This is a genomic window from Neopusillimonas aromaticivorans, assembly GCF_030344915.1.
Classification (GTDB): domain Bacteria; phylum Pseudomonadota; class Gammaproteobacteria; order Burkholderiales; family Burkholderiaceae_B; genus Neopusillimonas; species Neopusillimonas aromaticivorans.
Map to the genome: position 1 here is coordinate 2,471,879 of NZ_CP128233.1, position 14,756 is coordinate 2,486,634.

Here is a 14,756-nt window from a genome sequence, read left to right on the forward strand (position 1 = left end):
TCACTCCAAGGAGTTTTAATGATTCGTTCAGCTTCCGTTGACAGGCCATTCAAGCGATTTTTTGTTGCTGTGGCTACCGTGTGTACCTTTGCCTTTGCCGGTACTGCAGCCCAGGCGCAGGCCCAAAGCGCGGCGGTACCCGTACTGTCCGTTCCCGACTTCACTGAAGTCGTTGCGAAATCCGAAGGCTCAGTTGTCAATATTCGTACCACCGAGAACGTCGCCATGCGTTCCTCGCCCATGGGCCCGGGGTCTGACCCTTATGAAATGTTCCGCTGGTTCTTTGGCCCCGACTTTGCGCCACCGGGCGGGCGTCAACGCAATGCGCCGCAAGGGCAGGGCGAAGGTCAGGGTCCGCAGCGCGAGGTGCCGCGTGGTGTCGGGTCGGGGTTCATCATTTCTGAAGATGGCTACATCCTGACGAATACGCACGTCATTGACGGTGCCAACAGCATTTTTGTGACGCTCACCGATGGCAAAGAGCATAAGGCCAAAATTATCGGCTCCGATGCCCGCACTGATGTCGCCCTCATCAAAATCGAAGCCTCGGGCCTCAAGGCACTGCCGATCGGCGATTCCAAAACCTTGCGTAAAGGTCAGTGGGTTCTGGCCATTGGTTCACCCTTCGGGCTCGAGTCAACGGTAACGTCGGGTATCGTCAGCGCCATCAACCGTGATACCGGCGATTACCTGCCGTTCATCCAGACCGATGTGGCGGTCAACCCGGGCAATTCGGGTGGCCCGTTGTTGAATCTGGCCGGCGAGGTGGTCGGGATCAACTCCCAGATCGTGTCGCAAAGCGGTGGCTTTATGGGCATTTCGTTGGCGATTCCTATCGATGAGGCCATGCGGGTTGCCGATCAGCTCAAATCTACCGGTAAAGTCACGCGTGGCCGTATCGGCGTACAAATCGGGCCCGTTTCTGAAGAAGTGGCCAAAGCCATTGGTTTACCCAAGGCCGAGGGGGCCATGGTCAGCAACGTCGAGCCTGGTGGGCCGGCCGCCGAAGCAGGCGTCATGCCCGGTGATGTCATTACCCGGTTTGGCTCAACGCCGATTGCCCAGTGGTCTGACTTGCCCCGTGTGGTCGGTGGTGTCAAACCAGGTACCCGTGAAGCCCTGTCGGTGTGGCGCAAAGGCAAAGAAGTGACCTTGCGTGTGAAAGTCGGCGAGTTTGAAGCCGATACTCCCGCCGCCGCAAAAGAGTCCAAAGCAGAAGGTACTGCGGCTGATGCCCTGGGTCTGAAAGTGGCACCGGTTCCTGCCAATGTCAAAGAGCGCGAGCGCATCAGCGACGGGGTGCTGGTCACTGCCGCCAGCGGTCCGGCAGCGGCGTCGGGTATTGCCGAGGGCGACATCATCCTTACCATCAACGACACCGATGTCAAGGATCCGGCCCAGTTCGCCAAGCTCGTCAGCGGTCTTGACAAGTCCCGCGCGGCGGCTTTGCTGGTACAGCGTGGCGGCCAGTCTCAGTGGGTCGTGGTCACCCCGACGAAATAAAGCGCATAAAACAGCTAAAATGCGTTAGCAGTTCCCCGAGGGCGCATTACGCGCTCCTCTTTTACTTGTTGTTTCCTCAAATTTCCGCCCCGGTGGGGTGGCTTCTTTTGCCGGTTTATGGATCACATCCGCAACTTCTCCATTATTGCTCACATCGATCACGGTAAATCCACGTTGGCCGACCGTCTGATCCAGCGTTGCGGGGGTCTTGCCGACAGGGAAATGTCCCAGCAGGTTCTCGACTCCATGGACATCGAGCGTGAACGGGGTATTACCATCAAGGCCCAGACCGCGTCCTTGCATTACAAAGCCAACGATGGCAAGGTTTACGCGCTTAACCTTATTGACACCCCGGGGCACGTTGACTTTTCGTATGAAGTCAGTCGTTCGCTGTCGGCGTGCGAGGGTGCCTTGCTGGTGGTCGATGCTTCCCAGGGGTTGAGGCACAAACCGTCGCCAACTGTTATACCGCCATCGAGCTGGGTGTCGAGGTGTTGCCGGTACTCAACAAAATGGACCTGCCTTCGGCAGATCCGGAATCGGCCCGCCAGGAAATCGAAGACGTTATTGGTATTGATGCCTCTGATGCGGTTCTGGCCAGTGCCAAAACCGGCGTCGGCATCGATGAGATTCTTGAAATGGTCGTCGCCAAGGTACCGCCGCCAAAAGGTGATCCGGCCGCGCCGTTGCAGGCCCTTATCATTGACTCATGGTTTGACAACTACGTGGGCGTGGTCATGCTGGTGCGTATTGTCAACGGGGTTTTGCGCCCTAAAGACAAGATCCGTCTGATGGCCACCGGGGCGACCCATTTGTGCGAGCAAGTCGGCGTATTCACCCCCAAATCGCTGCCGCGTACTGAACTGTCGGCCGGCGAGGTAGGCTTTGTGATTGCCGGCATCAAAGAGCTTGAAGATGCCAAAGTGGGCGATACCATTACGTTGGTGAACCAGCCGGCCAACGAGCCACTGCCCGGGTTCAAAGAAGTCAAACCCCGGTATTTGCCGGGTTGTACCCCGTCGAAAGCAGCGAGTACGACCAGCTGCGCGATTCTCTCGAAAAACTGAAGCTGAATGATTCGGCCCTGATGTTTGAACCCGAAGTGTCGCAAGCGCTGGGGTTCGGCTTTCGCTGCGGGTTCCTGGGCATGTTGCACATGGAAATCGTGCAAGAGCGCCTTGAGCGCGAGTTCGACATGGACATCATTACCACGGCGCCATCGGTGGTCTATGAAGTCGAGCAGCGTGATGGTTCGGTACTCACCATTGAAAGCCCGTCGCGCATGCCCGATGTGGGCAGTATTGCTGAAATCCGTGAGCCCATTGTCAAGGTCACGCTGTTCATGCCGCAAGACTATGTTGGCCCGGTCATGACCCTGTGCAACAACAAGCGTGGTGTTCAGCTTGACATGTCGTATCACGGGCGTCAGGTGCACCTGACCTACGAAATCCCTCTGGCCGAAATTGTGCTCGACTTTTTTGACCGGCTCAAGTCGGTATCGCGCGGCTATGCGTCCATGGACTACGAGTTCAAAGAATATCGGGCGTCTGACGTGGTACGCGTTGACTTGCTGATCAACGGTGACCGGGTGGATGCGTTGTCCATGATGATTCACCGTACCAATGCACGTTATCGCGGCCGCGAGGTGTGCAACAAAATGCGTGGCCTGATTCCGCGTCAGATGTTCGACATTGCAATTCAGGCGGCCATCGGTGCCGAAATCATCGCCCGTGAAAGCGTCAAGGCGTTGCGCAAGAACGTGCTCGCCAAATGTTATGGCGGCGACATCAGTCGTAAAAGAAACTGCTCGAAAAGCAGAAGGCCGGTAAAAAACGCATGAAGCAGGTCGGCAACGTGGAGATCCCTCAAGAGGCCTTCCTTGCGATCCTTCAAGTCGAAGACAAATAAGGGTAGGGCGTGCGTCAATGAGTTGGGATTTTGCGTTAATTCTGTTCGTCCTGCTGGTCATTACCGGTGCGGTGTGGGCTCTTGATTTCTTCTGGCTCAGGGCGCGTCGTCGTCGCAAGGCCGAGGCTGAAATGGCGGTGTACGATGCCGCCCCGACCGGGGTGGGGTCCATCGAGGCAGCCCGGTTGCGCCAGGCCGCTTACGACAAAGCGCACCGGGTGCCATGGTTTATTGAATACTGCGTCAGTTTTTTCCGGTAATCCTGTTTGTGTTCGTGTTGCGATCGTTCATTGTCGAGCCATTCCGTATTCCGTCGGGCTCAATGTTGCCCACGTTGCAAAACGGTGACCTGATCCTGGTCAACAAGTACGAATACGGTATTCGCCTGCCCGTCATTGACAAGAAAATCATTGAGGTTGGCGAGCCCTCGCGTGGCGATGTGGTGGTGTTTCGTTACCCGGTTGATCCGTCCATCGATTACATCAAGCGCGTCGTTGCTGTCGGGGGCGATGAGGTCGTGTACCGCAATAAAACGCTGTACCTGAATGGCAAGGAAGTGCCGCACACGCCCGATGGCGATTATTACGAACCCGATCGTTCGGCGTATGTCAGTCAGTACATCGAGACGATAGATGACGAGACGCACAAAATCTTGCTGAACAAGCGCTCGTTGCAAGATCTGATGCCCATTTCTGATTTTCCCTATCGTGATCAGTGCGATTACTTTCCGGGGGTATGCGTTGCGTGGTGCCCGAAGGCCACTACTTCATGATGGGCGACAATCGCGACAACAGTCTTGACAGTCGTTACTGGGGGTTCGTACCCGAGCAGAATATTGTGGGCCGGGCGTTCTTCATCTGGATGAATTTTGGCGACCTGGGTCGTATTGGCCGGTTTGATTGATGACTGCACTCACCGCACTCGAGTCTGCTCTGGATTACCGCTTTTCTGACCCGGCCTTGCTGGATCAGGCGCTGACGCACCGCAGTCATAATGCGCGTCATAACGAACGCTTTGAATTTCTGGGCGACTCCATACTTAACTTCGTTGTGGCGGCGTTGCTGTTCCAGCAGTTTCAGACGGTCGATGAGGGAGATCTGTCCCGCCTGCGGGCCAATCTGGTCAAGCAGTCAGCGCTGGCCGACATTGCCCAAGGGCTGAACCTGTCGAACTATTTGCGGCTGGGTGAGGGCGAGCTCAAAAGCGGTGGGTTTCGACGGCCTTCCATTCTGGCCGATGCCCTCGAGGCCATTTTTGGCGCGGTATTCCTGGATGGTGGTTTTGATGCGGCGCGGGCGGTCATTACGCGGTTGTACACACCCTTGTTGGTCCAGGTTGACCCCAAAACACTGGGTAAAGACCCGAAAACCCTGTTGCAAGAGCTGTTGCAAGGTCGCAAACTCGACTTGCCGCAGTACACAGTGGTGGCCACGCGGGGTGCCGCGCATAGCCAGATGTTCGATGTCGAGTGCGCCGTACCCAAGCTCGATCTCAAGGTGATGGCCTCCGGCTCAAGCCGGCGTGCCGCCGAACAACTGGCCGCTACCCAGATCATTACCCTTATCCAGGCGTTGGGGCCGGTAAAGGGGCAGGGCGTAAGGCCCGTAAAAGCACGCAGCTGTCCCTTCCGGTCGCCGTGCCACAGGATTCCAAATGACTACTCCATTTCGCTGCGGTTTTGTTGCCATCGTCGGGCGCCCCAATGTGGGTAAGTCGACATTGGCCAATGCCCTGATCGGCAGCAAGATTTCCATTGTGTCGCGCAAGGCGCAAACCACACGTCATCGTATCAATGGCGTGCTTACGCGCGACCATGAGCAGTTTGTGTTTGTCGATACGCCCGGGTTCCAGACGCGTCATGGCGGGGCCATGAACCGCATGATGAACCGTGTCGTCACGCAGGCGTTGGCCGACGTTGATGTGGTGCTGCATGTGGTTGAGGCGGGGAAATGGTCGGAAGGCGACGCCCGTCTGGTGCCATTGCTGCCCAAGGGTGGCAAGACCATTCTGGTGGTCAACAAGGTTGATACACTGAAAGACAAGAACGCCATGTTCGCCTATGTCAGCCGCCTGATGGAACAGTTCCCCTACGACGCCGTGGTTCCGGTCAGTGCTGCCAAAGCGGTCCAGCTTGATAATTTGCTGGCTGAAATTGCATCGCGCCTGCCTGAAGGCGAGCCGATGTTCGAGCCGGATGCCCTGACTGACCGCTCGGTCAAGTTCATTGCGTCGGAACTGATTCGCGAAAAAATCTTCCGTCTGGTGGGCGATGAGCTGCCTTATGGTTGTACTGTCGTCATCGAGCAATGGGAAGAAACCGACACATCGGTGCGGGTTGCGGCTTGCGTGGTTATCGAGCGTGAAACCCACCGCCCCATTTTGCTGGGGGCTGGCGGCATGCACATGAAGCGTATCGCTACCGAGGCGCGTCAGGACATCGAGAAACTGGTCGACAAGTCGGTGTTTCTCGAGGTGTATATCAAGGTTCGCAAGGGCTGGTCCGACAAAGAGGCAGCGCTGCGCGAACTCGGGTATGAGTAAACGGGCGTCTCGCGTCTCTGAGGCGGGCGGCTATTTGCTGCATGCCTCGTCGTGGCGCGAAACGTCCTTGTTGATCCAGGTTTTTACGCGCGATTACGGGCAAGTGGCCTTGGTGGCCAAGGGGCGAAGCGGCCCTATTCGGTGTTGCGTCCGGTTCTGGGGGCTTTCAGCCGTTGCTGCTGTCCTGGACGGGCGCCAATGAAATCAAAACCCTGACACGCGCCGAATCCGCTGGCATACGTCCGTTGTCGGGCAAGGCCTTTATGTCAGCGTGGTACCTGAATGAGCTGATTCTGCGCTTGTTGCCGCGTGAAGACCCGTACCCGCAGTTGTTTGATGCTTATGATGCGGCGCTGATCCAGCTTGCGGCAGGTGGTGGTGCTGCGGCGGCGTTGCGGCGCTTTGAGTGGATTTTGCTGCAGGAAACCGGGTATGGGGTCGAGGATGACCCGCCAGACTTTGATGATCCGGTCACCGAGCCTGCCCTGCGACGGCAGCTGCGCGAACGGCTCGACGAACTGTTGGCCGGGCGGCCTTTGCGCACGCGTCAGGTCTTGATGGCGTTGCAGCGGTTGTGAAAAGCAATATTAATCGTATCAATCGGGGTCAGACCACGAATATTCCTTTTTGCCGGCATCAAAGCCTGTTCCTGCCGTTGTGGTTCTGGATACCTGTGTATTGATTTCGAATGTCTTGCGTCGTGTGCTGCTGCGTCTGGTCGATCGTGGTCTGTTCCGGCCCGCCTGGAGTCCGGTGATTGGCGATGAGTGGCGACGTAATGCGGCGCGAATCTGGGCGGTTGATTCGGCGGATATCGCGGCGCAATGGGATCAGTTGCAAGAGGATTATCCGGATGCAGATCAGGGGGATGTGGGGCTGTATAAAGAGGGGTTGCGGCGTAGTGATCCCAAGGATTGGCATGTGGTTGCGGCAGGCCGTGCGGTGCGTGAGCGCTTGCCTGGGGCCGAGGTGGCGGTGGTGACGCGTAATTTGAAGGATTTCAACCGTTCTGAGTTGCGCGGGTTTGGTTTGGGTGTGCTGGACCCGGATGAGTTGCTGGTGCGCTGCTGGTTGAAAGATCCGGTGATGGTGGGCTGGTCTTTGCGTGAAATCGAGGGTGATTTTGCGGCGGTTGGGCGCGAGGCGGGGCCGTTGGCAGAGGTGTTGAGGCGGGAGCGGTTGTTTCGGTTGAATCGCTTGTTGGCGGCCGGGTAGGCGCCGTTTGGGGCAGGGCCGGCAGTTAGTGCACGGCCGCTGCGGATAAATTAACAGTTATTCGCGGTCGCCGCCGACGATGCCGAGCAGCATCAGCAGGTTGGCGAAAATGTTGTACAGATCAAGGTAGACGGCCAGGGTGGCTGAAATATAGTTGGTTTCACCACCGTTAACGATACGCTGCAGGTCAACCAGCAACAGTACCGAGAACAGGCCGATGGCCATGACTGAAATGGTCAGCACCAGCGCGGGAATTTGCAGGAAGATGTTGGCTACCGAAGCCACCAGCAAGATCACGACACCGATGAACAAGAATTTTTGCAGGTGTGAAAAATCGCGTTTGGTGGTGCTGGCGACGGTGGCCATGGCGCCAAAGACGGCTGCGGTGCCGCCAAAGGCCAGCATGATCAGCTGTGCGCCGTTACCCATGCCCAGCACAAAGCCGATAAGGCGCGACAGCATGATGCCCATGAAGAAGGTGAAGGCCAGCAGCAGGGCGACACCCAGGCTGCTGTTTTTGTTGCGCTCAACCAGGAACATCAGGCCAAAAGCGCCGACCAGGAAAATGATTGTGCTCATGCCGGGGCTGGCAGCCATGAAAGAGTTGATGCCCGACGTTAAGCCGACAAAAGCGCCCAGTACGGTGGGGATGAGTGATACGGCCAGCAGCCAGTAGGTGTTGCGCAGAACGCGATTACGCACAACCTCGGCGGAGGCGCCATACTGCGGGTTGGCGTATGAGGGTTGACGAACGTCGCTCATTATGAATCCTTTGGGAAGTGAAACTGAAACACTGCCTAGATTACTGACATTCAGCTGAATAATCAAGGTGTGTCATGCCCGCGCCGACACATCATGCGCGTGCAGGTCGTGGCCGGCCTCTTTGTACGTTTTCCAGCGTTGGCGGGCGTTTTGTACTTCAGCAGGTTTGTTGTCGACGATTTCCAGAATGCGCTGGAATTGTGTGGCGGTTTCCGGCGCGTTGTCATCCAGGTTCAGCAGCCATACCGGGCTTTCGGCATGGCGGGGGTGCTGTTCGGGTGTGGGCAGGGTGCTGGTCAGCAGCACCGGGGTGACCGGCGCCAGCTCATCGTCGACAGCGACATGGGGAATGAAGGTAGTAGGCTCGAATGACCACAGCAGGCGGTCAAACTGTTTCAGCCGCCCGCTGTTTTGTGAATACACCAGTAAAGGCCGGCCGGCCGCGTGGTGCTTGCGCACCACGTCGCAGGCCATGCGCAGCCGGTCGGGTGCGCCAAAGGCGAAGTCAATTCGGGCCATGCGCGCCGCCCCGCGTTAGCCCTGGTTCATCAGAAACTGGACCAGCAGCTGCACCGGGCGGCCGGAGGCCCCTTTGTCTTTGCCGCTGCGCCAGGCGGTGCCGGCGATGTCCAGGTGGGCCCAACGATAGGCTTTGGCGAAGCGCGACAGGAAGCAGGCGGCCGTGACCGAGCCCGCAGGCATGCCGCCGATATTGGCCATGTCGGCAAAGTTCGACTTCAGTTGTTCCTGGTAGTCGTCGTCAAGTGGCATGCGCCAGGCGGTATCGCCGGTTTGCTTGCCCGCCGTCAGCAATTGCTCGGCCAATGCGTCGTCGGTACTGAACAAGCCCGTGTTGATGTGGCCCAGGGCCACCACGCACGCACCGGTCAGTGTGGCTATGTCGACAACTGCGGCCGGCTTGAAGCGTTCGGCGTAGGTCAGGGCGTCACACAAGATCAGACGGCCTTCGGCGTCAGTGTTCAGAATTTCAATGGTTTGACCCGACATGCTGGTGACCACATCACCCGGCTTGTTGGCGCGGCCGCTGGGCAGGTTTTCGCAGGCGGGTACCAGACCGACCACGGGTTGGTCCAGGCCCAGTTCGGCAACGGCCTGCATCGTGCCAATCACGCTGGCGGCCCCGCACATGTCGTATTTCATTTCGTCCATGCCGGCACCCGGCTTGATGGAAATGCCGCCCGAGTCAAAGGTAATGCCCTTTCCAACCAGTACCAGGGGAGCTTTTGCCTTGACCTTGACGGCTTTGCCGCCTTTTTCGGCAGCCGCCTTGTCGGTACCGCCTTTAGCCGCTGTACCCGGCGGGGTGTATTTGATCACGATAAAGACCGGGGTTGATCCGAACCTTTGGCAACCGACAGGAACGACCCCATACCCAGAGTTTCCAGCTCTTTCTGGCCCAGGACGTCGGTTTTAAGCGTTTTGTGGGCTTTGGCCAGCTTTTTCGCGGTTTCGCCCAGATAGCTCGGGGTACATACATTACCGGGCAGGTCGCCCAGCTGGCGTGCCAGCAACATGCCGTTGCCAATGGCTTGGCCCGCCTGCAGCCCGCGCTTTGCTTCGGCCGAATCGGCGCGAGGCACCCAGATGCCCATGTGCTTCAGCTGGGGGCGGGCTTTTTGTTCGCCTTCCCGAGGGTGGCGTCGTAATGATAGGTGGACTGCGTGGCTGCCGTGGCCAGCGCCTGGGCGCGTTGCTGCAGCGTACTGCCTTTGCATTCTGTGCTGGCCAGTGCGGAAACGGCCTCGGTGACTTTGGCTTTTACGCAATAGCTGGCAAAAGCGTGTTCGGCGGCGGCATGCGCTTTGGCGTTATAGCTGTCTTGTTTGCCCAACCCGATTAAAATAACGCGCTGCGCACTGACGCCGGCCAGGTTGCGCAACACGATATGGCTGCCTTTTGCGCCGGTAAACTCGTCTTTGCACGCGCCAGTAATCGCGCCCTTGGCTGCGTCATCAAGCGATCGGGCGGCATCGGTAAGTACGCTGTCCTCGAAAACGCCTACGGCCAGTGCCGGTGTTTTCAGGGTGTGCAACGTGCTGGTGGTGTGTGTGCTGAATTCCATGGTGGTCCTGGTTAATGTCAGTAGAATGCTGCTGATTATCTCGCATTTTTTCTTATGTCTCTATTCAAGCGGTCGGTAGTCTCCGAAATCCTCGGCCATGCGGGCGTCATTTTTTCGACGCTGCTGGTGGTTTGGCTGAGCGTCTTGCTGGTGCGCCTGCTTGGCGAGGCCGCCAACGGCAGTATCGGCGCCGATGTGGTGTTCGGCCTGGCCACGTTTTCCAGCATTACCGCCTTGCCGGTAATTTTGTCGGTATCGCTGTTTATTGCCGTGCTAACGACGGTGACACGCAATTTTCGTGAATCTGAAATGGTGGTCTGGTTTGCCAGTGGCCTGTCGCTTAAAGACTGGGTCGGGCCGGTGATGCGTTGTGCGGTTCCCGCGGCGCTGATCATTGCCTTCCTGACGCTGTTCGCTTCGCCCTGGGCCTACCGCAACATTGCCGAATACCGTCAGCGCTACGAGCAACGCTCTGACTTGTCCAAGGTAACGTCGGGCCAGTTCATTGAAACCCAGGGCGGGGCGCGCGTGTTTTTGCCGAAGACCCTGTCCGGCCGGAAGATGAACTGGGCAAAGTGGTGGCCCGCGTCATTGACCCCGAATGGCTTAGCGTGGTCACTGCCAACAGCGCCCGCATTGACGTTGAGCCCAACGGTGACCGCTTTCTGGTCTTGTCGCAAGGCCATCGTTATGACCTTAAACCCGGTCAGAACGAGTTTCGCATGCTGGATTTTGAACGTTACGGTTTTCGTCTTGAACGCAATGCCGAGGCCTCAACGCCTGCGGCCATGCGCACCATTGCCGAGCAACAAATCAAGGCGCGCCCAACGCTGCAACTGGCGCAAGACAATACGGCGCATGCCGATTCGCAAATCATGTGGCGTCTGGCCCTGCCGCTCGCGGCCCTGAATCTGGCCCTGCTGGCGATCCCGCTGGGGGCAGTCAACCCGCGCTTGGGGCGTTCGGGTGACATTCTTTTGGCCGGCCTGGTCGGGTTGCTGTACATGAATCTTATCAACCTGTCGCGCGGCTGGATTGGTAACGGTCAGTTGGGCTTCAGTATCGGTGTCTGGCTGGTACATGCGGTATTTCTGGGCCTGATGGTCTTCATGATGTGGCGCAAGCTGCGTGTCAAGGCGCCACGTTCGTCGTGATGGCACAAGCTAATACATAAAAGTAATTAAGAAAACGGCCTTTATTACATATAATTGTGTCCCATAACCGGGGCACATCATGAACCTTCAGCAATTCCGCTTCGTACGCGAAACCATTCGGCGCAATTTCAACCTTACCGAAGCCGCGCGTACCTTATTCACGTCGCAGCCAGGCGTCTCCAAGTCCATTATTGAACTGGAAGACGAGCTGGGCATCAAGATTTTCGAGCGCCATGGCAAGCGTATTCGCGGCCTGACAAAGCCTGGCGCCGCCGTGGCCCAGGTGGTCGAACGCATCATGCGTGAAGTCGACAACCTTAAAAAGGTCAGCGATGAATTTGCCCAGCGCGACGAAGGTGGCCTGGTGATTGGTTGCACCCACGCCCAGGCCCGTTACCTGTTGCCCCAGGTCATTCCGGGGTTTCGCGCCCAGTTCCCCAAGGTACGCGTGTCGCTGGCCGAAGGCAACCCAACCACTTTGGCGCGCATGGTACTGCACGAACAGGCCGACCTTGCGATTGCAACGGAGTCGCTGGCACATACACCCGGGCTGGCCGCCTTGCCGGTCTATGAGTGGGAGCACGTGCTGGTCGTCAAGCCCGACCACCCGCTGACCGGGTTGACCTCAAGCCAGGCCCGTTCGTTGTCGCTGGAGCAATTGGCGCAGTACCCCATTGTGACCTATGACCGCCAGTTTTCAGGGCGTCGCACCATCGATGAGGTATTCGCACAAAAAGACATCCAGCCCGATATCGTTCTGGAAGCCATCGACGCCGACGTGATCAAAACGTACGTCGATGTGGGGCTGGGCGTGGGCATCATCGCCGGCATGGCGTTTGATCCGCGGCGCGACAAGGACCTGGTCGGCATTCCGGTAGGCCACCTGTTCGGGCGCCACGTCACGCGGGTGGCCGTGAAGTCAGGTGTGTTCCTGCGTGACTATGTGTATGTGTTTTTGCAGATGATGGCCGCTGATCTGACCCGCGACGTCGTCCAGCAGGCCATTGATAGCGCTATTCCCGAAGAACCCAATCTATTGACACAGTAAATGATAATGATTATCGTTAGCGAATACTAATTCGTTGCGAGGAAACCATGTCTGTTGCCGTAAATGCCGTTATCGTTGGCGCCGATCGTCTGGGCAATATCCCCGACCTGCTCAAAGGCCACAACATCGCTGTCATGCAGCACATCAGCGGCCGCCATTCCGCCCACCAGAAAAAACGCCTCAACTGCCTACAGGGGCTGATTTACTGATTTTATTGACGGATTTTCTGGGCCACAACGTCATGAAAACGTTCCGGGCAGCGGCCCAGCGGTCGGGCGTAAGGGTGGTAGCCTGCCGCCGGTCCGTGTGCTGCATGAAGCAGGCCCTGAGCCAGTGCGGGTATTGCGAAGGCTGCCCGTCTGGGCGAAGAACTCACCCGTGACATTGTCGGTAGTCACATTGTCCGAATGGTATGACCCTGGACCAGATAACGTTAGGCGATGGCATTGATATCGTCGTGGTTGGCGGGGGCCGGGCCGCCACCTGACCCATGCCGGGGCCGGTTGTGCAGGCGTCAGTGCTTGCCGGGCTGCCCAGCCGTTTGGCCCCCACCCCGTTTCCCGTCTTCTTGAAGCCGTCGCAAACCTGCGCGGCTTTTTTAAGCATTATTTGAAACTTAAGGAACCTTATATGGACACCTCCCGGAGTGTCAAGCTGATTTCGACGATTTGGCATAAAGGTCAGGATGCAGTCTTATATCCGGCCTGTTGGTGCAGGCTATAAGCCTGCTGGCCCTGATGGAATCCGCTACGACGAGGTCCTCATCTGAACATCGAGCTCGGGGCTCATTTTCCTTATCGGGTTTTCCTCGCGTCGGTCCGACCTATTCTGCCATCACGTGTCTATCGCCATCACTCCTTGAAGCTATCTTTAAAACCTAAAAAGTCGATGCTGATTTATTCATTTTGGCCGAAAACGGCCATTCAAGACGCTGCGTCACGCCGCCAACATGGGTCTTTGCATGACGCTGCGATGACGGTTTAACCGGTCAGCATCCCCTCCCACGCCAATGCCGTCAGCAACGTCCTCACGGCGGTGCCTTTTTTCAGGCGCAAAAAGCGCATGCAAGAAGGGCACCCCTTCTTGGCAATCATACGCAGCAGCCATTTGAGGTTGTAGCCCGCCGCGCACAACACGGCATGCAGCCGGTCACCTTCTTCACCTTTAAGGTGACAGCGATCCATGCGGTGATCCGCTTTCAGGTGGCCGATGATCGGTTCAATGGCTTGTCTGCGTTTCAGCTGCTTTCGTTCCAGCGCCGTCAGCCGTTTGGGCTTGCCTCGATGCACAATGCGCACCTGCGGATTGTCGGCATCCATGCCCCGGTAACCCAGGTCTACAAAGACCGTGTCTGGAGCCTGCGCCGCACAGTCTTGCATCAGAATCGTGGCCTGTTCAAGCTGCTCATTGAGCGTATGCCCATCGTATGGATTACGATGAAACGCCCGTGCTCCCACAATCAAATTGCCCTTGAACGTGCTGGCAATCCCGACCTTTACACCGAACTCATAGGGCCGACGCGCTTTACCCTTGCTGATGCAGTCGACTTCCGGGGCGTGCCAGGCGTACAGCTTGGGCTGGCCTTTGACGCTCTTGCGCTGAGCGCTTTGGGTCGCGATACGATTTGCCTTGCTCAAGACCTCATCCAGGGCGGCGCGTACCGCCTGACCGAGCACATTGGCCTTGCGATCCATCTCACGCGACAAGCGACCCACAATGGTCCGCTGACGTTTAATGGCCCGGCGCATGCGTTTGAACTGGCGGGCATGGGCATAACGGCCCGCCTGGCGGCTCAGTTGTGCACCTTCTTTGGCAAAGGTTTGCTTGAGCGAAATGCCCACCGCTTTGGCGGCATCCACCAGTTTGATCCGCGCGGTCTCTAACAGGCGGCTGTCCGTGGGGTGTGCAATGGCTTTTTCCTCCACGGTGCTGTCCACAATCACGCGGCTCAACTCCTGGGGCTTGATCAGCTTGAGTTCGACGGCCACGTTGATGGTCTGTGCCAGCAACTCTTCAACCCCTTCTTCGCCCAACAGCTTGCGAAACTTCACCAGCGTGGTGGCATCGCAAGGACGATGATGTTCAAAATACGCCTGACCCGCAAAGAACTGCCATGTTGGGGTTTCACCCCAGCGCTCAACCACGCCCTCATCCGATTCGTTGAACGCATGCTTCAGATACAGCAGCGAAATCATGATCCGAAGCGGCACACGTGGGCGACCCGCGTTGCTGCGCGAAGACTGACGTTGCGGCTTCTCACCAAACAAATCCAGGTCCGGCATCGCCACCCCTTCGTGCGCTTTACGAACAAACAAGTTTGACACCCGAGCCTCAAGCTCCTGCCACGGCATGCGCGAGGACAACACCGCCAACGGATGACGCAGGTCAATCATCTGATCAATGCGAGAACGGAAAAAATCATCGGTGGCAGGGCAGGCAAACATCGAAATAAAACTCCCAGAAAATAGCCTCTATTGGACAACAAACCGGGAGTTCCGGGTATCGGAAATTGCACTAATCATCAGTGTTTATGCGGGTTGTG

At 57.6% G+C, this 14,756-nt stretch carries 9 protein-coding genes and 5 pseudogenes; 10 read left to right on the forward strand and 4 right to left on the reverse strand.

The window, feature by feature from the left end; genetic code table 11:
- Nucleotides 1-21 precede the first annotated feature (21 nt).
- The 7 genes and pseudogenes from N7E01_RS13590 (at nt 22) to N7E01_RS13620 (ending at nt 7,167) form a co-directional block, all read left to right on the forward strand.
- Nucleotides 22-1,503, forward strand: a complete 1,482-nt coding sequence (locus tag N7E01_RS13590) for a Do family serine endopeptidase (protein ID WP_289175815.1) — start codon at nt 22-24, stop codon at nt 1,501-1,503.
- 117 nt (nt 1,504-1,620) lie between these two features.
- Nucleotides 1,621-3,411: pseudogene (lepA, locus tag N7E01_RS13595) on the forward strand (translation elongation factor 4).
- 17 nt (nt 3,412-3,428) lie between these two features.
- Nucleotides 3,429-4,314 (forward strand): annotated as a pseudogene (gene lepB / locus N7E01_RS13600) (signal peptidase I).
- On the forward strand, nt 4,314-5,123 hold the full coding sequence (rnc, locus tag N7E01_RS13605; protein ID WP_350494856.1) for a ribonuclease III: 810 nt from the start codon (nt 4,314-4,316) through the stop codon (nt 5,121-5,123). Before lepB ends, rnc begins: the two are co-directional and overlap by 1 nt.
- Complete coding sequence (gene era, locus N7E01_RS13610; RefSeq protein ID WP_289173244.1) at nt 5,065-5,952, forward strand: GTPase Era; 888 nt, start codon at nt 5,065-5,067, stop codon at nt 5,950-5,952. The genes rnc and era overlap by 59 nt, the downstream gene beginning before the upstream one ends.
- A pseudogene (recO, locus tag N7E01_RS13615) lies at nt 5,945-6,530 on the forward strand (DNA repair protein RecO). Before era ends, recO begins: the two are co-directional and overlap by 8 nt.
- A 49-nt stretch (nt 6,531-6,579) precedes the next feature.
- Nucleotides 6,580-7,167, forward strand: coding sequence for a PIN domain-containing protein (locus N7E01_RS13620; RefSeq protein WP_289173245.1), 588 nt, complete (start codon nt 6,580-6,582; stop codon nt 7,165-7,167).
- A gap of 57 nt (nt 7,168-7,224) precedes the next feature.
- Here the strand turns inward: N7E01_RS13620 and N7E01_RS13625 are convergent, their stop codons facing one another.
- The 3 genes and pseudogenes from N7E01_RS13625 to N7E01_RS19520 form a co-directional block, all read right to left on the reverse strand.
- Nucleotides 7,225-7,929: a Bax inhibitor-1/YccA family protein gene (locus N7E01_RS13625; protein WP_289173246.1), complete on the reverse strand. Its 705-nt coding sequence runs from the start codon at nt 7,927-7,929 to the stop codon at nt 7,225-7,227.
- Nucleotides 7,930-8,001: 72 nt separating this feature from the next.
- Nucleotides 8,002-8,448: a DNA polymerase III subunit chi gene (locus N7E01_RS13630; protein ID WP_289173247.1), complete on the reverse strand. Its 447-nt coding sequence runs from the start codon at nt 8,446-8,448 to the stop codon at nt 8,002-8,004.
- A 15-nt stretch (nt 8,449-8,463) separates the two neighbouring features.
- Nucleotides 8,464-10,012, reverse strand: a pseudogene (locus tag N7E01_RS19520) (leucyl aminopeptidase).
- 54 nt (nt 10,013-10,066) lie between these two features.
- Here N7E01_RS19520 and lptF point away from each other — a divergent pair.
- The 3 genes and pseudogenes from lptF to N7E01_RS13660 all read left to right on the forward strand — a co-directional run bounded on the left by lptF (nt 10,067) and on the right by N7E01_RS13660 (nt 12,596).
- A pseudogene (gene lptF / locus N7E01_RS13650) lies at nt 10,067-11,166 on the forward strand (LPS export ABC transporter permease LptF).
- A gap of 79 nt (nt 11,167-11,245) precedes the next feature.
- Nucleotides 11,246-12,214 (forward strand): CysB family HTH-type transcriptional regulator, encoded by a 969-nt coding sequence (locus tag N7E01_RS13655; RefSeq protein ID WP_289173251.1) that lies wholly within the window; start codon nt 11,246-11,248, stop codon nt 12,212-12,214.
- A 34-nt stretch (nt 12,215-12,248) separates the two neighbouring features.
- A complete protein-coding gene (locus tag N7E01_RS13660) occupies nt 12,249-12,596 on the forward strand; it encodes a DUF2325 domain-containing protein (protein WP_350494857.1) in 348 nt (115 codons plus the stop codon).
- Nucleotides 12,597-13,194: 598 nt separating this feature from the next.
- On the opposite strand, the gene N7E01_RS13665 is transcribed toward N7E01_RS13660, so the two are convergent.
- Nucleotides 13,195-14,658, reverse strand: coding sequence for an IS5 family transposase (locus N7E01_RS13665; RefSeq protein ID WP_289173252.1), 1,464 nt, complete (start codon nt 14,656-14,658; stop codon nt 13,195-13,197).
- Nucleotides 14,659-14,756 lie beyond the last annotated feature (98 nt).

Coding starts and splice junctions, on each gene's coding strand:
- rnc (WP_350494856.1), top strand. CDS start 4,314: ATGACTGCACTCACCGCACTCGAGTCTGCTCTGGATTACCGCTTTTCT.
- era (WP_289173244.1), top strand. CDS start 5,065: ATGACTACTCCATTTCGCTGCGGTTTTGTTGCCATCGTCGGGCGCCCC.
- N7E01_RS13625 (WP_289173246.1), bottom strand. CDS start 7,929: ATGAGCGACGTTCGTCAACCCTCATACGCCAACCCGCAGTATGGCGCC.
- N7E01_RS13630 (WP_289173247.1), bottom strand. CDS start 8,448: ATGGCCCGAATTGACTTCGCCTTTGGCGCACCCGACCGGCTGCGCATG.
- N7E01_RS13655 (WP_289173251.1), top strand. CDS start 11,246: ATGAACCTTCAGCAATTCCGCTTCGTACGCGAAACCATTCGGCGCAAT.
- N7E01_RS13665 (WP_289173252.1), bottom strand. CDS start 14,658: ATGTTTGCCTGCCCTGCCACCGATGATTTTTTCCGTTCTCGCATTGAT.